General features: G+C 59.3%; 13 protein-coding genes. 9 read left to right on the top strand and 4 right to left on the bottom strand.

The window, feature by feature from the left end; translation table 11 throughout:
* The first annotated feature begins 615 nt into the window (after positions 1–615).
* From LG30_RS0101655 to LG30_RS0101635, 5 genes are all read left to right on the top strand, one after another.
* Positions 616–3,657 carry a beta-galactosidase gene (locus tag LG30_RS0101655; protein ID WP_033128975.1) on the top strand — a complete coding sequence of 1,014 codons (3,042 nt, stop codon included), beginning with the start codon at positions 616–618 and terminating at the stop codon, positions 3,655–3,657.
* Positions 3,658–3,881: 224 nt separating this feature from the next.
* Positions 3,882–4,868, top strand: coding sequence for a galactose/glucose ABC transporter substrate-binding protein MglB (mglB, locus tag LG30_RS0101650; protein ID WP_033128974.1), 987 nt, complete (start codon positions 3,882–3,884; stop codon positions 4,866–4,868).
* 54 nt (positions 4,869–4,922) lie between these two features.
* Positions 4,923–6,443 (top strand): galactose/methyl galactoside ABC transporter ATP-binding protein MglA, encoded by a 1,521-nt coding sequence (mglA, locus tag LG30_RS0101645; RefSeq protein ID WP_033128973.1) that lies wholly within the window; start codon positions 4,923–4,925, stop codon positions 6,441–6,443.
* 15 nt (positions 6,444–6,458) lie between these two features.
* Complete coding sequence (mglC, locus tag LG30_RS0101640) at positions 6,459–7,469, top strand: galactose/methyl galactoside ABC transporter permease MglC (RefSeq protein WP_033128972.1); 1,011 nt, start codon at positions 6,459–6,461, stop codon at positions 7,467–7,469.
* 58 nt (positions 7,470–7,527) lie between these two features.
* Positions 7,528–9,261, top strand: a complete 1,734-nt coding sequence (locus tag LG30_RS0101635; protein ID WP_033128971.1) for a methyl-accepting chemotaxis protein — start codon at positions 7,528–7,530, stop codon at positions 9,259–9,261.
* A gap of 865 nt (positions 9,262–10,126) precedes the next feature.
* Here LG30_RS0101635 and LG30_RS22460 read toward each other — a convergent pair.
* A complete protein-coding gene (locus LG30_RS22460) occupies positions 10,127–10,303 on the bottom strand; it encodes a hypothetical protein (protein ID WP_193354243.1) in 177 nt (58 codons plus the stop codon).
* A gap of 747 nt (positions 10,304–11,050) precedes the next feature.
* Here LG30_RS22460 and arcA point away from each other — a divergent pair.
* From arcA to LG30_RS0101615, 4 genes are all read left to right on the top strand, one after another.
* Positions 11,051–12,271, top strand: coding sequence for an arginine deiminase (arcA, locus tag LG30_RS0101630; protein ID WP_033128970.1), 1,221 nt, complete (start codon positions 11,051–11,053; stop codon positions 12,269–12,271).
* Positions 12,272–12,333: 62 nt separating this feature from the next.
* A complete protein-coding gene (arcC, locus tag LG30_RS0101625) occupies positions 12,334–13,260 on the top strand; it encodes a carbamate kinase (protein ID WP_033128969.1) in 927 nt (308 codons plus the stop codon).
* A gap of 71 nt (positions 13,261–13,331) precedes the next feature.
* Positions 13,332–14,336 carry an ornithine carbamoyltransferase gene (gene argF / locus LG30_RS0101620; protein ID WP_033128968.1) on the top strand — a complete coding sequence of 335 codons (1,005 nt, stop codon included), beginning with the start codon at positions 13,332–13,334 and terminating at the stop codon, positions 14,334–14,336.
* Positions 14,337–14,457: 121 nt separating this feature from the next.
* Positions 14,458–15,864, top strand: coding sequence for a YfcC family protein (locus LG30_RS0101615; protein WP_033128967.1), 1,407 nt, complete (start codon positions 14,458–14,460; stop codon positions 15,862–15,864).
* A 195-nt stretch (positions 15,865–16,059) separates the two neighbouring features.
* On the opposite strand, the gene LG30_RS0101610 is transcribed toward LG30_RS0101615, so the two are convergent.
* The 3 genes from LG30_RS0101610 to pyrB form a co-directional block, all read right to left on the bottom strand.
* Positions 16,060–16,551 carry an arginine repressor gene (locus tag LG30_RS0101610; protein WP_033128966.1) on the bottom strand — a complete coding sequence of 164 codons (492 nt, stop codon included), beginning with the start codon at positions 16,549–16,551 and terminating at the stop codon, positions 16,060–16,062.
* A 201-nt stretch (positions 16,552–16,752) separates the two neighbouring features.
* The gene (pyrI, locus tag LG30_RS0101605) at positions 16,753–17,217 is read right to left on the bottom strand and encodes an aspartate carbamoyltransferase regulatory subunit (RefSeq protein ID WP_005324452.1); all 465 of its coding nucleotides are present in this window, start codon (positions 17,215–17,217) and stop codon (positions 16,753–16,755) included.
* A 16-nt stretch (positions 17,218–17,233) separates the two neighbouring features.
* A complete protein-coding gene (gene pyrB / locus LG30_RS0101600) occupies positions 17,234–18,154 on the bottom strand; it encodes an aspartate carbamoyltransferase (protein WP_033129046.1) in 921 nt (306 codons plus the stop codon).
* Positions 18,155–18,208: the final 54 nt, after the last annotated feature.

Here is an 18,208-nt window from a genome sequence, read left to right as displayed (position 1 = left end):
GGGGCCGAAGCGGCGTATAGCCGCCAGGGCTCCCGCGCCAATACACCCTTGTTGTGGTCACTTTGCCGCTGCAATGACGTGGTTGAGGTGTCAGCTACTCGCCAGGTCCGTCACTCTGCCACGCTAGTCCACCCCTTGTTACGGGCACTTTGCTGCTGCAATGACGTGGTTGAGGTGTCAGCTACTCGCCAGGTCTTCCCCTCAGTCGTCACTCTGCCACGCCAGTCCACCCCTTGTTACGGGCACTTTGCTGCTGCAATGACGTGGTTGAGGTGTTAGCTACCCGCCAGGTCTTCCCCTCAATCGTCACTCTGTCGCGCGATCAGCCCCCGATCCTGCTTCATCACCTGTGAGCGACGCCACCAAGGCGCAGCGACTCGTCCACCTGCCGACAAGTCACCACTCGATCAGCCCTCGATTCCCCCCTCCATCGTCGCCATCGGGTTGTTGATGACGACGGCTGCTCATTTTTACTCATCTTTAATCATTTTTACCCCGTTTTACTTAACAATTGCAGTGTAATCGTTTACACCTGTGTGAGCGAGATCGCCGTTTCCGGCGTGAAACTCTCCTACACTGCATAGGTTTTCAATACTCATGCAGGGAGAGAAGAGGATGCTCAGGGAGATCTTGGCCCGCCAGGACTGGCAGACCCAGGCGATCACGTCCGTCAATCGGTTGGCCGCTCATACCCCTCTGTCCAGTTGGCGCAGTGAAGCCGCCGCGCGGGCGGGGCTCGCCTCATCGTCACGGATGTTGCTCGACGGTGACTGGCAGTTCTCTTTCTTCGAGGCGCCCGAGCAGGTGCCCGATGCCTGGCTCGAGCAGGATTTACCCGGGGCGACCAGCATCCGGGTGCCTGGCAACTGGCAGCTGCAGGGTTTCGATCGCCCCATCTACACCAACATCAAGTACCCCTTCCCCTGTGATCCTCCCAGGGTGCCGGCACTCAATTCCACCGGCTGCTACTCCCGCGAGCTCGAGCTGCCCGCCGACTGGCTGGCCAGCGGCCAGACCCGCATCATCTTCGACGGGGTGGACAGTGCCTTCTATCTGTTCTGCAACGGTCGCTGGGTCGGTTACTCCCAGGACAGCCGGCTGCCCGCCGAGTTCGATCTGACCCCCTTCCTGCACGCCGGTACCAACCGGCTGGCGGCGCTGGTGCTGCGCTGGTCCGATGGCTCCTATCTGGAGGATCAGGACATGTGGCGCATGAGCGGCATCTTCCGCTCCGTCAGCCTGCTCCATAAACCGGCGCGCCAGCTGCAAGATATCCGGCTGACGCCGGTGCTGGACGCCTGCTATCGGGATGCCCGCCTCAAGGTGGAGCTGCAGGTCAACGAGGGCGACGGGCTGGCGGTGGAGGCGAACCTCTATTTTGGCGAGCAGCCAGTAACCAGCCTGCGTCAGCCCCTCGGCACCGCCCCCATCGATGAGAAGGGCGCCTACGGGGACAGGGGCGAGCTGTGGCTGGAGGTGCCTGCGCCCCACAAGTGGAGTGCCGAGACCCCCTATCTCTATCGGTTGACCCTGACCCTGCTGGATGAACAGGGTACGCCCATCGAGAGCGAGGCCTATGATGTGGGCTTTCGGGCGGTGGAGATCCGTGGCGGTCTGCTGCGGGTCAACGGCCAGCCCCTGCTGATCCGTGGCGCCAATCGTCACGAGCACGATCCCGCCCTGGGGCACGTGGTGACCCCCGCCGCCATGGAGCAGGATCTGTTGCTGATGAAGCGGAACAACTTTAACGCGGTGCGCTGCTCTCACTACCCCAATCACCCCGATTTCTATCGACTGTGCGATCGGCTCGGCCTCTATGTGGTGGACGAGGCGAACCTGGAGACCCACGGCATGAGCCCCATGGGGCGGCTGGCGCGGGATCCCGCCTGGAGCTGCGCCTTCCTGGAGCGGGTCACCCGCATGGTGGCACGGGACTTCAACCATCCCAGCATCATCATCTGGTCCCTCGGTAACGAGTCCGGCTATGGCGCGGCGCACGACGCCATGTATCAGTGGGTCAAGCGGACCGATCCGAGTCGCCCGGTCCAGTATGAGGGCGGCGGCGCCGACACCCCGGCCACCGACATCATCTGCCCCATGTATGCCCGCACCCACCAGGATCAGCCCTTCCCGGCGGTGCCCAAGTGGGCGCTGGCCAAGTGGATAGGCCTGCCGGACGAGACCCGGCCGCTGATCCTGTGCGAATACGCCCATGCCATGGGTAACAGCCTGGGGGGCTATGCCCACTACTGGCAGGCATTTCGCGATCACCCCCGGCTGCAGGGCGGCTTTGTCTGGGATTGGGTCGATCAAGGGCTCGACAAGCACACAGATGACGGGCGCCATTATTGGGCCTACGGCGGCGACTTCGGGGACAGTCCCAACGATCGCCAGTTCTGCTGCAATGGCCTGCTGTTCCCGGACAGGACACCTCACCCTTCCCTGTTCGAGGCCAAGCGGGCCCAGCAGCCCTTCGTGCTGAGCTTGCAAAGCCGGCAGCCGCTGCGGGTCGAGATTCGCAGCGAGTATCTGTTCCGGGTCACGGATAACGAGTCGCTGCGCTGGCGACTCTGTGAGGACGGCATCACCCTGCAAGAGGGTGAGTGCCCGCTCACGCTGGCCCCTCAGGGCAGTGTGACGCTGACCCTGCTCGAGAGGCTGCCGGGCTTCACTGCCGGCTCACAAGCCTGGCTGGATCTCGCCGTGGTGCAACCGGATGCCACGGCCTGGGTCGAGGCGGGGCATGAGGTGGCACGCCAACAGCTTATTCTGCCAACGCCGATGGCATTACCAGCGGCCTTTGGCTGCGCCACCTTGAGTGAGCAGTCAGATCATTGGCTGATTACCGCCTCAGGCAGTGAGTGGCAACTGGACAAAACCAGCGGTCACATCCGCAGTTGGTGCAAGCAGGGTCGCGAGCAGTTGAGGGAGGCCATCGCCGATCACTTCTATCGGGCGCCGCTCGACAATGACATCGGCACCAGCGAGGCGGATCACGCCGACCCCAACGCCTGGATCGCCCGCTGGCAGGAGGCTGGACTCAACGACCTGCAGCATCGTTGCCTCGGGCTGGAAGTGAGCCCTGACCAAGGCGTGATCCTGGTCCGCCATGGCTACTTCGTCGGCGAGGAACTCAAGTTGCTGACGCGCTGGCAACACAGTTTCGATATCCATGGTGGCATGAGACTCGATATCCGGGTGGAAGTGGCTCCCGACATGCCCTCATTGCCCCGCATCGGCGCCAAGCTCTGGCTGGCGGAGGAGGCAAGCGATGTGAGCTGGCTGGGGCGCGGTCCCCACGAGAACTACCCGGATCGCCTGCTCGCCGCCGATCTCGGTCGCTGGCAGCTGCCGTTCGATGCCCTGCACACACCCTATGTGTTCCCGACCGACAACGGGCTGCGTTGCGATACCCGCCGGCTGCAGCTGGGGGAGATCACCATCGCTGGCAAGTTCCACTTCAGCGTCAGCCGCTACAGTCAGCCGCAATTGGCCCAGGCGCGCCACCAGACCGATCTGCGGGCAGAGGGAGGGTTGCACCTCTGCCTCGATGGCTTCCACATGGGGGTGGGGGGCGATGATTCCTGGAGCCAGAGCGTGCGATCCGAATATTGGTTGCGGCCGGGGAGCTACCATTGGAACTGTGTTCTACGCTGAATCTGACTCGGCCCTGAATCGAAAAAAGACCCGTTAGACGCTAAAATGACTCAACTAATTAATTTATAACGAATTTGTCTCTATGTAACAGAGTGTAAACGTTTTCATTTTGTCGTCAGGATCACAGATCACCGGACAACAAACTGATTACATTAGGCTGGCGCCAGTTCAAACGGTGTACAGCATTCCCTACAAAAACAGATATCAGAGATCGGAGCATAACAATGAAAAAACTCACGACAGTCGCCACCCTGCTGATGGGACTGATGGCGGGAGCCCAAGCACAAGCCGACACCCGTATCGGCGTCACCGTCTACAAATATGACGACAACTTCATGGCCGTTGTGCGCAAGGCCATCGAGAAGGAAGCGGTGGCCAACCCCGGGGTCGAGCTGCTGATGAATGACTCCCAGAATGACCAGTCCAAGCAGAACGATCAGGTCGATGTGTTGCTGGCCAAGGGCGTGAAGGCGCTGGCGATCAACCTGGTTGACCCGGCGGCGGCCCCTGTCGTGATCGAGAAGGCCCGTGCCGACGAGATCCCCGTGGTGTTCTACAACAAGGAACCGAGTGCGGCCGATCTGGCCAGCTATGACAAGGCCTACTACGTGGGGACCGACTCCAAGGAGTCAGGCATCATCCAGGGTCAACTGATTGCCAAGCACTGGAAGGCACACCCTGAGTGGGATCTGAACAAGGATGGCGTCATCCAGTTCGTGCTGCTGAAGGGCGAGCCTGGCCACCCGGATGCGGAAGCCCGTACCACCTACGTCATCAAGACCCTGAACGATGGCGGCCTGAAGACCCAGCAGCTGCACATGGATACCGGTATGTGGGATACCGCCATGGCGAAGGACAAGATGGATGCCTGGATCTCCGGCCCGAACGCCAACAAGATCGAAGTGGTCATCGCCAACAACGACGGCATGGCAATGGGCGCTGTTGAATCCCTCAAGGCTCAAGGCAAGACCGCCATCCCGGTGTTCGGCGTCGATGCCCTGCCGGAAGCCCTGGCCATGGTCAAGAGCGGTGCCATGGCGGGTACAGTGCTGAACGATGCGGCCAACCAGGCCAAGGCGACCTTCGAGCTGACCAAGAACCTGGCTGAAGGCAAGCCGGCCGGTGAAGGCACCAACTGGAAGATCGATAACAAGGTCGTCCGCGTTGCCTACGTGGGTGTGGATAAAGACAACCTGTCTCAATTCGAATAATTCCCTCCTCCTGGGCAAGGGAGACCCCCTTGCCCTCTGTTTCAACCAGATGTGATGGCTGATATGACAACACGGCAACAATCAGAATGGCTGTTGGAGATGATTGACGTCAGTAAGAGCTTTCCCGGCGTCAAGGCACTCGATAATGTCAATTTACGGGTCCGTCCTCATTCTGTGCATGCGTTGATGGGCGAGAATGGCGCAGGGAAGTCCACGCTGCTCAAATGCTTGTTCGGCATCTATGAAAAGGATCAGGGCAAGATCTTCTTCAAGGGCGAGGAGATCAACTTCACCTCCTCCAAAGAAGCCCTGGAAAACGGCGTTTCCATGGTGCACCAGGAGTTGAACCTGGTATTGCAACGCACCGTGATGGACAACATGTGGCTCGGTCGCTACCCCACCAAGGGTCTGTTCGTCGACCACGGCAAGATGTACCACGACACCAAACAAATTTTCGACGAACTGGACATCGACATCGATCCCAGGGTCAAGGTCGCGACCCTCTCCGTCTCCCAGATGCAGATGATCGAGATCGCCAAGGCATTCTCCTATGACGCCAAGATCGTCATCATGGATGAGCCCACCTCGTCACTGACCGAGAAAGAGGTCAATCACCTCTTCAAGATCATCAACAAGCTCAAGGAAAAGGGCTGCGGCATCGTCTACATCTCCCACAAGATGGAAGAGATCTTCCAGCTGTGCGACGAGATCACCATATTGCGGGATGGGCAATGGGTGGCAACCCAGCCGCTCAAGGGCATGACCATGGATCAGATCATCGGCATGATGGTCGGTCGCGAGTTGACCCAGCGCTTCCCGGAGAAAACCAACCAGCCCAAAGAAGTCATCCTCGAAGTCGAGCATCTGACGGCCAAGAATCAGCCCTCCATCAAGGATGTGACCTTCGACCTGCACAAGGGGGAGATCCTCGGCATCGCCGGGTTGGTGGGGGCCAAGCGTACCGACATCGTCGAGACCCTGTTCGGTATCCGCGATCATAACGAGGGCGTCATCAAGCTGCATGGCAAGGTGGTGGCCAATCGCAACGCCCACGAGGCGATCCAGAACGGCTTCGCACTGGTGACCGAGGAGCGCCGTTCCACCGGCATCTACTCCCGTCTCGACATCGCCTTCAACTCCCTGATCGCCAACATGGACAGCTACAAGAGCTCCATGGGGCTGCTCAGCAACAACAAGATGAAGAGCGATACCCAGTGGGTCATCGACTCCATGCGGGTCAAGACCCCGACCCAGCAGACACAGATCGGCTCCCTGTCCGGTGGCAACCAGCAGAAGGTCATCATAGGCCGCTGGCTGCTGACCCAGCCGGAGATACTGATGCTGGACGAACCCACCCGCGGCATCGACGTAGGCGCCAAGTTCGAGATCTATCAGCTCATTCTGGAGCTGGCGAAGAAAGACAAGGGCATCATCATCATCTCCTCCGAGATGCCTGAGCTGCTCGGGATCACGGATCGCATCCTGGTCATGAGCAATGGCCGGGTCGCGGGGATCGTCAACACCAAAGAAACTGACCAGAGCGAGATCCTGCGCCTGGCATCTCTGTACCTATAAGACAGGAAGACATTTATGGAGTCGGCTAAAAATTTCAATCTGATGCAGGCGCTCAAAGAGAACGGCATCTACGTGGTGTTGCTGGTGTTGCTCATGATCATCGTGATCAAGGAGCCCTCCTTCCTCAGCCTCACCAACTTCAGCAACATCCTGACCCAGTCCTCGGTGCGGGTCATCATCGCCCTCGGGGTGGCGGGCATCATCATCACCCAGGGTACGGATCTCTCGGCCGGTCGTCAGGTCGGTCTGGCGGCGCTGATCGCCGCCACCATGCTGCAGGCCCTGACCAACGTCAACAAGGTGTTCCCCAGCTTGGGTGAAGTGCCCATTCCGGTGGTGATCCTGCTGGTGTGTGCCGTGGGTGCCCTGATCGGTCTGGTCAATGGTCTGATCGTGGCCTACCTGAACGTGACTCCCTTTATCACCACCCTGGGGACCATGATCATCGTTTACGGCATCAACTCGCTGTACTTCGACTCCGTGGGTGCCTCTCCGGTGGCCGGCTTCGATCCCCGTTTCTCCAGCTTCGCGCAGGGATTTATCCGGATAGGGGGCTTTAAACTATCCTATCTGACCTTCTATGCGGCCATCGCCAGCGTGTTTGTCTGGGTGCTGTGGAACAAGACCCGCTTTGGCAAGAACATCTTCGCTATCGGTGGCAACCCCGAGGCGGCCAAAGTGTCCGGCGTCAACGTCGCCGTCAACCTGGTGATCATCTACGCCCTGGCCGGTGTCTTCTACGCCTTCGGCGGCATGCTGGAGGCAGGCCGGGTCGGCAGTGCCACCAACAACCTCGGCTTCATGTATGAGCTCGATGCCATCGCGGCCTGCGTGGTCGGCGGCGTCTCCTTCGCCGGTGGTGTGGGCACGGTGGCCGGTGTCATCACGGGGGTGCTCATCTTCACCCTGATCAACTACGGTCTGACCTACATCGGCGTTAGCCCTTACTGGCAGTTCATCATCAAGGGCGGCATCATCATTTTGGCGGTCGCACTGGACTCCATGAAGTACGCCAAGAAGAAGTAAGCGTTACCAGAGAGGGCCGGAAACATTCCGGCCCTCTCTATTTGGAGGGACCCAATCCATGCCATTCAAAGTCAAGATCAACGTCCTCTTGCTGCTCGCCATCCTGGTCACCATCGGCACCGCCTGGCTCAGCGTGAATCACTTCATCAGCGGTTACATCCGCACCCAGGCCACCCAGAACATCAACGAGCAGATCACCCTGGTCAAAGAGAAGCTGGCTGGGGACATCAATCAGAAAGTGCTGCTGGCCGCCAACCTCAACCTCGGGGTGACCAGCGTCAAGAAGGCGCTGCAAGAGACCGGCTTTCAGAACATCGTCAAGCTGATCGGCGACATGGCGTTCGACGTGAACGGGGTCATCGACGATGCGGCCAGGGTCGAGGCACTGCGCAAACTGATCCCGGCCGCCAACAACCAGATCACCGTCAGCTCGCTGGAGCAGCAGGATGGCAAGCCAGTCATCTCTATCCTGGTGCCGCGGGGGGCCGATTCCGCCTACCTTTACTATCTCGACATGAGCGAATTCAAGCAGTTGCTTGAGAGGGTGAGTGGAGAGGGGCGCTACTTCTCCCTGAGCGACAGCCAGGGCAAGGTGCTTTATAGCAGCAAGCCCAAGGGAGAGAGCGAGACTCGCCCCAACCAGCTGGATATCCGGGGCAGCCAGTGGACCCTGACCGGTTACGTGGATCTCGACCATATCCAGGCCATGACCCAGGCGCTCAACGGCAAGATCACCCTGGCCCTGCTCGGGGTGGCGGCGCTGGTGCTGCTGATCTCCATGGTGGCGCTCAACCTGGCCTATAGACCCATTCTCTCCTTGCGGGATCTGGTGCAGGAGCTGTCACAGGGCAGCGGCGATCTGACCCGCCGCCTGACGGTGACCAGCAAGGACGATCTCGGCCAGATCTCGACCGGCATCAACCGTTTCATCGAGCGGCTGCAGGAGATGATGGGGGAGGTGAGGGAGGCCAGCGGGCAGCTCAATGAGGGGATCTCGGGTCTGGCCAGGCAAACCGGTTCGGCGCAGGGGTTGCTGGCAGAGCATGTGCGTGAGACGGAGCAGGTGGTCACCGCCATCAACGAGATGAGCCGCACCGCCGTATCGGTATCGGAGAGTGCGGCCAGCACGGCCGAGCTGACCGGCCAGAGTCAGCAGTTGGCCAGCCAGTCGCGGCTAGTGGTCGATCAGGCCATGGCCAGCGTGACCGCACTGGTGGCCGAGGTGGAGACCACGGCAAACTCCATCGCCGCCATGCAGCAGGACGTGCAGCAGATAGGCTCCATTCTCGGGGTCATCGGCAGCATCGCCGAGCAGACCAATCTGCTGGCACTGAACGCGGCGATCGAGGCCGCCCGAGCTGGGGAACAGGGGAGAGGCTTTGCCGTGGTAGCCGATGAGGTGCGCTCTCTGGCAGGACGCACCCAGCAGAGCACCGCCGAGATCCAGACCATGCTGATCCGGTTGCAGCGGGGCACCCAGACCGTGGTGGTCGCCATGGGCAACACCCGGCAGAGCTGCCAGGACGCGGCGGAGAATACCAACAAGGTGAATGCGTCCCTGGATCTGATGGCGGGGGAGGTGGTGGAGATCAACGACCTCATCAGCCACATCGCCACGGCGGCCGAGGAGCAGAGCGCCGTCGCCGAGGAGATCAACCGCAACATGAGCGCGATTGCCGAGGTGATCACCCAGCTCAAGGGCAATGGGGAGCGGACGGCAGACAGCTCAACCTCGATGCAGCACACCTATGAAAGGCTGAGGGAGATAGTGGGGCACTTCCGGCTGGAGTAGTGGCGGCTGATATCGTTGTGTCTGACAGAGTGGCCGACGTAACACGCGGCCAAAAAAGATGGGGGCGACTTGCGTCGCCCCCGATAGTCTTATCGCTCATGTCCTTGAACGAAGTTGCTCCCTGCAATCCCTGACTATACCTCTTCCTTTAGGTTTCCCCTTCCCAATCCTTTGGGGTGTCCTTTAGCCATCTTGGCCTGACGAGTCATCCATTCCCGTCGCACTTTCTCCGTCCTGGGAGGTGTCCTTTACCACATCCTGTGGTGAGTCCATTTGCCCAACCCTGGCAGCCAGTCTTCCTGACCGACTTCTACTGCGTCCGTGCAGGAGTAACTATAAGGATTTCGGCGGGGACGACAATGGCACCTGGAAAAACGTTTTTATATAACTGGTTTCCCGAGAAATGATAATGACATTTTATTGTTATAAATCATTATCTTGTATTTTAATTGCGCAGGTTTTTCGATCTTGTCTTCCGACTATGGCGAGAGATTTACAGGTGCTTGGCTTACGCCATGAATGGCGAATGTCTTACACGCCGTTTAACTGAGGTTCAGAAAGTTAACAAGGGCTGGCGACGTTCACCGGATCAGGGGTGGCGTATGAGTGCGCACCATCATCCCTGAGGCCGCCATAAGGACCTGTTCCATACGGTTGGAGGTGGGCTAGCGAAATACCCGCCATCGTTGGTGGGGGGGGCAACCGACTGGCTGCGTCATCAGAGGGGGAGAGCGCCAGATCATCGCCTGCGATTTATTGCCTACTCACCGAGGTGGTTCGGGTTGAGCGCCAGGATGCCGGGCTAGCTGTTTGATAATGAGGAGAGAGGCAAGCCAAGAGGAGCTGCCTCCCTTGAGCTTCACCATTAGTAGTGCTGGCTGCCACCCTGCCATTGGCACACATATTCGGGAACCTGCATCTGGGAGGCCTGGCCAACATGGCACACCACCAGCGGCATGGCGGGGGCTCCCTGGGCACTGACCAACGTGGGAGTGGCGGGCAAAACCAGGGCGACGAGCAGAAACAGCGATTTTACCTTCATGGTTATCTCCTTGGTGATAGGACTCGGTGTGACATGGATCACGTTTTGAGTTAAGCCGAGCCGCCGCGCTACGCAAGGGAGTGAAATAAATTCAACTAATGAAAAAAGTTTAAAAACAGGGCGGGATGACCTTGCTGAAAAAATCACCGACAGGATGCGTTCAGAATGCATATCCATATAAGAGACATGAGATGAGCCCTGTCATCCGAGGGCCTGTTGGTGCGGCCTGGCCCGGGTGCCATGATCTGGGACAAAAAACAGATTATTCAGGCTGGGCACTCATTATGACTATTTATGTGGCGAGTTGATGAGACTCTATCGGGGATAAATTCATACATCTGCATATAAAATTCAATTCAACTGATCTTGTTTTTTATCTTTATGATTTTATTGGTAATTCAATATTTTGATTATCCCTTTGTAGATATTTTTTGTGAATGAAATCGGTCTCAAATTGAAATAAAAAGGTGGTTTTATGAATGTTCATGCTGTGGTGTTTAATGAGGAAATATCATTTATGTAAGCTCCATCAAAAATTAACTCCTGGTTTTATTCAGTTCTGAGTGAATGTGATCAATGTCTAAGTTTTAGGTGATTCGCAGGCCTAACCTCTGTCACGAAAGGCAAGGGCAGGATAGAACACAAGCCGAGTACCCTACATAAAGAATATCCCGCCTTAGCCACGAGCATGAATAGAAGGAATCTATTCAATCACTCGCAGGGACCACTGCTAGACGGAATATAATCATGAGCAAATTTTATGTAGGTTCTGAAGTTGGCCAATTGCGCCGTGTCATGTTGCACCGCCCCAACCTCAGCCTGAAGCGTCTGACGCCTTCCAACTGCCAGGACCTGCTGTTCGATGACGTCTTGTCGGTTGAACGCGCCGGTCAGGAGCATGACAAATTCGCTCAAGTGCTGCGCGATCAGAATGTCGAAGTCTTCCTGCTGACCAACCTGCTGGCCGAAACCCTGGATGTGCCGGAAGCCAAAGCCTGGCTGCTGCAACATCAGGTCTCCGATTATCGCCTCGGCTCTTCTCTTGCCAATGACGTGCGCTGCTTCCTGGCGGATATGCCGCACCGCGAGCTGGCCCGCATCCTCTCCGGCGGTCTGACCTACTCCGAGATGCCCTACAGTGGCGTCAACATGGTGGTCGGCATGCACGCCCCGACCGACTTCATCATAGAGCCGCTGCCCAACCACCTCTTTACCCGTGACACCTCCTGCTGGGTCTACGGTGGCGTCTCCATCAACCCCATGGCCAAGGCCGCCCGTCGCCGCGAGACCAACCATGTGAAGGCCATCTACCGCTGGCACCCGCAGTTTGCCGGTCAGGACTTCATCAAGTACTTCGGTGACGAGGATCGTGACTACGACAACTCCACCATCGAAGGCGGTGACGTGCTGGTCATCGGCCGCGGCGCCGTGCTCATCGGCATGTCCGAGCGCACCACCCCCCAAGGGGTCGAACACCTGGCGCGCAGCCTGTTCAAACACGGCCAGGCCAAGCAGGTCATCGCCATGCAACTGCCGAAACACCGCAGCTGCATGCACCTCGACACCGTCATGACCCACATGGACATAGACACCTTCTCCGTCTATCCGGAAGTCATCCGCAAGGATGTGAACTGCTGGAGCCTGACCCCGGGCGGTGCCAGTGGCATGAACATCAAGGAAGAGGGTTACTTCGTGACCGCCATCGAGAAGGCGCTGGGTGTGGATCAGCTCAAGCTCATCACCACAGGTGGCGACAGCTTCGAAGCCGAGCGCGAGCAGTGGAACGATGCCAACAACGTGCTGACCGTGCGTCCTGGCGTGGTCGTGGGTTACGAGCGCAACACCTACACCAACGAGAAATACGACAAGGCCGGCATCACAGTGCTGCCCATCCCGGGTGAAGAGCTGGGACGTGGTCGCGGCGGCGCCCGCTGCATGAGCTGCCCGATGGAACGTGACGGCATCTGACAAGACGGCGTGGCGCCGGCAGAGGCTGGCGCCACACACACCAAGACTCGAGAGTAACACTCATGAAAAAACCAACTGTCGTCGTCGCCCTGGGTGGCAATGCCCTGCTCCGTCGTGGCGAACCCCTCGAAGCCGACATCCAGCGCAAGAACATCGCCACTGCCGCCAAGACCATCGCCCGGATCGCCGAGGAGTACAACGTGGTGCTGGTGCACGGCAACGGCCCGCAAGTCGGCCTGCTGGCCCTGCAAAACAGCGCCTACACCAAGGTTTCCCCCTATCCCCTGGATGTGCTGGGCGCGGAGTCCCAGGGCATGATCGGCTACATGCTGATCCAGGAGCTGAAAAACCTGATGCCGAGCCGCAACGTCACAGCGCTGCTGACCCAGGTGCAGGTCGACCCCAAGGATCCGGCCTTCGCCAATCCGACCAAGTTTATCGGCCCCGTCTATGAGGAAGCGGAAGCCCGCATCCTGGCCGAAGAGAAGCACTGGGTGGTCAAGGCTGATGGCAAGTTCTTCCGCCGCGTGGTGCCGTCCCCGCTGCCCCAGCGCATCGTCGAAGGCGATGCCATCGAAACCCTGATCGCCCAGGGACACCTCATCATCTGTACCGGTGGTGGTGGCATTCCTGTGACTTGGGATGGCCAGTGCCTGACCGGCATCGAAGCCGTCATCGACAAGGACATGTCCGCCGCCTACCTGGCCAGACAGATCAAGGCCGATGCCCTGTTGATCCTGACCGATGCCGATGCCGTCTACCTGGATTGGGGCAAGCCGACCCAGCACCCGCTGCGGGTCACCAGCCCGGCCGAACTGGCTGGCGTCAAGTTCGATGCCGGCTCCATGGGGCCCAAGGTCGAAGCCTCCTGCGAATTCGTCAAGGCAACCGGCGGCATGGTCGGGATCGGTTCCCTGGAAGATGGTCTGGCCATCCTCAGAGGCGAAGCCGGCACCAATATCGTTGCCACCCATACCGTGAATGTCTGAGTCGTTGAATAACTGCGTAGTTAACAACACTGCCCAATTTGGTTTGAACAAATTAATAGAGAGAACTCATCATGGCCTTTAATCTGCGTAACCGTAACTTCCTGAAACTGCTGGACTTCACCCCACGCGAAATCCAATTCATGATCGACCTTGCCATCGACCTGAAGAAAGCCAAATACGGTGGCTATGAGCGCAAGCACCTCACCGGCAAGAACATTGCCCTGATCTTCGAGAAGACCTCCACCCGCACCCGTTGTGCCTTTGAAGTGGCGGCCTTCGACCAGGGCGCCCAGGTTTCCTACCTTGGCCCAAGCGGTTCCCAGATCGGTCACAAGGAGTCCATGAAGGACACCTCTCGTGTACTGGGCCGCATGTATGACGGCATCGAATACCGTGGCTATGGCCAGGAGATCGTCGAAGAGCTGGGTGCCCACGCCGGTGTCCCGGTCTGGAACGGCCTGACCAACGAGTTCCACCCGACCCAGATCCTGGCCGACTTCATGACCATGCTGGAGCACGGCAAGGGCAAGCGTCTGGATCAAATCAAGTTCGCCTACCTGGGTGATGCTCGCAACAACATGGGCAACTCCCTGATGGTCGGTGCCGCCAAGATGGGCATGGACATCCGCCTGGTTGCGCCCAAGGCCTTCTGGCCGGAAGAAGAGCTGGTCGCCCAGTGCCGCCTGATCGCCGAAGAGACCGGCGCCCGCATCACCCTGACCGAAGATGTGAAAGAGGGTGTGCTGGGGACTGACTTCCTCTACACCGACGTCTGGGTTTCCATGGGTGAAGCGAAAGAAGCCTGGGATCAACGGGTGAAACTGATGACTCCCTATCAGATCAACATGGACGTCATCAACGCCACCAAGAACCCGGATGTGAAATTCATGCACTGCCTGCCGGCGTTCCACAACGATGAGACCACCATGGGCAAGGAAGTGGCCGAGAAATATGGCATGAAGGGTCTGGAAGTGACTGAGGACGTGTTCGAATCCGAGCACAGCATTGTCTTCGACGAGGCCGAAAACCGGATGCACACCATCAAGGCAGTGATGGTTGCTACGCTGGGCGACTAAGGTCGCAGTAGTGGTGCCGGGGGGTGACCCCCGGCTTTTCGACCATGTGACGGCGGCATAACACCTCTAACCCTACGACCCGCAGATACATGGATACCGCACCACAGAAGGAAGCTGGACCATGACCAAATTCAAGTTCCCGTCAGCCTACACGATATTGTTTGTGCTGATCGCCCTGGTGGCCGCCCTGAGCTGGATAGTGCCGGCCGGCAAATACGACATGGTAATGAATGAAGCCCTCGGCAAAGAAGTGCCGGTGGCAGGCACCTACAAGCTGGTAGAGGCCAATCCCCAAGGCATAGTCGACGTGCTGCTGGCACCCATCGATGGTCTCTACAACCACGACACCTATGAGGCAGGCGCCATCGACGTCTCCCTCTTCATCCTGATCATCGGTGGCTTCCTTGGCATAGTGACCAAGACCGGCGCCATCGATGCCGGTATCGAGCGCGTCACCGATCGGCTGCGTGGCCGCGAGGAGTGGATGATCCCGATCCTGATGGCGCTGTTCGCCGCAGGGGGCACCATCTATGGCATGGCCGAAGAGTCGCTGCCGTTCTACACCCTGCTGGTGCCGGTGATGATGGCCGCCCGCTTCGACCCCGTGGTCGCCGCCGCGACCGTGCTGCTCGGCGCCGGTATCGGTACTCTGGGCTCCACCATCAACCCGTTCGCCACCGTGATCGCCGCCAACGCCGCCGGCATCTCCTTCACCGACGGTATCTGGCTGCGGGTCGCCATGCTGGTGGCCGGCTGGCTGCTGTGCGTGGCTTATGTGATGCGTTACGCCAAGATGGTGCGCAACGACCCCAGCAAATCTCTGGTGGCTGACAAGTGGGAAGAGAACCGTGCCCACTTCCTCGCCAACAAGAGCGATGAGATGCTGGAGTTCACCCTGACCCGTAAAATCGTGCTCGGCATCTTCGTCGCCGCCTTCGCCGTGATGATCTACGGTGTGGCCGTGCTCGGCTGGTGGATGGCGCAGATCTCCGGCGTCTTCCTGGCCGCCGCCATCATAGTCGGTGTGATTTCTCGCATGAGCGAGGAGGAGCTGACCTCCAACTTCATCGACGGTGCCCGTGACCTGCTCGGCGTGGCCCTCATCATAGGTATCGCCCGCGGTATCGTGGTGGTGATGGACAACGGCATGATCACCCATACCATCTTGAACAGTGCGGAAGGCATAGTGACTGGCCTCTCCACCGTGGTGTTCATCAACGTGATGTTCGTGCTGGAAGTGGTGCTCTCCTTCCTGGTGCCGTCCTCCTCCGGTCTGGCAGTGCTGACCATGCCGATCATGGCGCCGCTGGCCGACTTCGCCAACGTGGGTCGCGAGCTGGTGGTCACCGCTTACCAGTCCGCCTCCGGCCTGGTGAACCTGGTGACCCCGACCTCAGCCGTGGTCATGGGTGGCCTGGCCATCGCCAAGGTGCCCTATGTACGCTGGCTGAAGTGGGTGGCGCCGCTGCTCGGCATACTGACTGTGCTGATCGTGGTCTGCCTGAGCCTGGGGGCCCTGCTGTCCTAAGCCCTTACCCTTGTGATGAAACGGGAGCCACTGGCTCCCGTTTTTTATTGCGCCAAGGGCGTTGCGGCCAGTGGGAGAGGGGGCAGGGATTGCTGTGCAGGCCCGCGACGGCAACGGGAAGGTGCGACAGGAAGAGCAAGGTACTGAGATGAAAAAGGCGACCCTGAGGTCGCCTCTTGTATTCAAGGAGAAAGGTCAGCGCGCCTGGGCCAGGGTGCGCACCACGGCGGCGTGGGCCTGACGGGTGCGGCTGATGTGGCGCGGGGCGACCAGCACCACGTCGTTGCCGGCCACGGCTCCCAGGATCTCGGGATCGGCGTTGCGATCCAGCAGGCGGGCCACTACGGTCGCGGCGCCCGGGGTGGTGTGCACCAGCACCATCTGCTGGTTATGGACCACGCCGCGCACCATGTCGTGTACGGAGCGGGTGCTGCCGGCGGGTTCCAGCTGATCGTCCACCAGGGTGTAGACCTTCTTGCCGTTGGCATTCTGGGCCTTGGCCACGCCGAGGCGGCGAAGCAGGCGGGAGATGGTGGACTGGCTGATGTCGGCAAAACCCCGCACCGTCAGCTCGCGGCGGATCTCTTCCTGGGTGCTGTAACAGTGCTGACCGATGATCTGGCGGCAGGCATCGAGCTGGGCCAAGTCGGACTCTTGTTCAACGGGGCGACTGAGGGTCTTGACCACGGAAATGTCCTTTGATGATAACCGATGGCTATCGCTCTTAAATCTGCCACTCATGTCTTTGACAGTAAAAAATTCTAATGGTGAGGCGTGAGGCAGGTGATGAGCGATGTATAGCCGTTATGAGATGGCAAATTATAACCAAAGGAGGAATAAGTGATGTGACAGGGGTCAAAATTGGGCCCTGTCGGGCCCAATCGAATATCAGTAACGTTCGCTGACGATGTCCTGGGTGAAGGACTTCTCGCAGTACTTGCACTTCATGCGCACAGCGCCCTTCACTTCGCGCACCCGGAAGTAGCTGTCCACCGGCTCGTTGTGGGAGATGCAGTTGGAGTTGGGGCAGTGGAACACCCCGGCGATGAACTCCGGCAGCTTCAGCTGGTGCTTCTTCACCACGGCGAAGTCTTCGATGATGTTGACGGTCGCGGTCGGGGCAAACAGCGCCAGCTGGTTGGCCTGCTGCTCGGTCAGGCGGGTGTTCTCGATCTTGATGAGATCCTTCTTGCCCAGGGCGCCGGATTTCAGGTTGAAGCCGACGGTGATGCGCTCCTGGGTCTCGATCAGCTGGAACAGCTTGAGGATCTTGATGCCCTGGCCGGCGGGGACGTGGTCGATGACGGAGCCGTGACGGATGGCTTCGACTTGCAGTTGGTTCTTCTCGGACATGATGTTCCCCTTTCCCTTAGACGTTTTCGTTCAGTACCAGTGCCAGCAGCGCCTGGCGTGCATAGACCCCGTTTTCCGCCTGCTGGAAGTAGTAGGCATGGGGGGTCTTGTCGACGGCGACCTCGATCTCGTCGACGCGGGGCAGGGGATGCAGGATCTTCATGCTGGGCTTGGCCCCTTCCAGGGTCGCCAGCTCCAGCACGAACTTGGCGGCCATGTGTTTGTATTCGGTCTCGTCGAAGCGCTCTTTCTGAACCCGGGTCATGTAGAGGATGTCCAGCTCCGGCATCACCTCTTCCATGGTCTCGTGGACGCTGAACTGGATGCCCTTCTCTTCCAGCTCCTCGCACAGGTAGTCCGGCATCGCCAGCGCCTCCGGGGAGATGAAGAAGAAGCGGCAGTTGAACAGGCTCAGGGCCTGGGCCAGGGAGTGGACGGTGCGGCCGTACTTGAGGTCACCGACGAAGGCGACGTTGAGGCCGTCCAGCTTGCCCTGGGTCTCGTGGATGGAGAAGAGGTCGAGCAGGGTCTGGGTCGGATGCTGGTTGGAGCCGTCACCGCCGTTGATGACCGGTACCCGGGAGAACTCGGAGGCGAGGCGGGCGGCGCCCTCCTTCGGGTGGCGCATCACCACGGCATCGGCGTAGGAGCCGATGATCTGGATGGAGTCGGCCAGGGTCTCACCCTTTTTGGCGCTGGTGTTGCCGCCGTCGGCGAAGCCGATGATGTTGCCGCCAAGGCGCTGAACCGCGGTCTCGAACGAGAGGCGGGTGCGAGTGGAGGCTTCGAAGAAACAGCTGGCGACCAGCTTGTCTTTCAACAGGCGGGTGTCGGGTTCGGCCTTCAACCGCTGGGCGGTTGCGACCACCAGTTCCATGTCGGACCGGGTCAGATCCGAGATGGAGATGACGTGTTTGTTATAGAGTGGATTGGCCATCGTCTGCATTCCCTTTGACATCAATGAAGGTTTTTCGGTGTCTAGTCCTGAAAT

The sequence above is a fragment of the Aeromonas aquatica genome, assembly GCF_000764655.1.
In the GTDB taxonomy this organism is placed as follows: Bacteria; Pseudomonadota; Gammaproteobacteria; order Enterobacterales; family Aeromonadaceae; genus Aeromonas; species Aeromonas aquatica.
The sequence above is the reverse complement of the archived record's forward strand: the minus strand, read 5'-3'. Positions and strand labels throughout refer to the sequence as shown.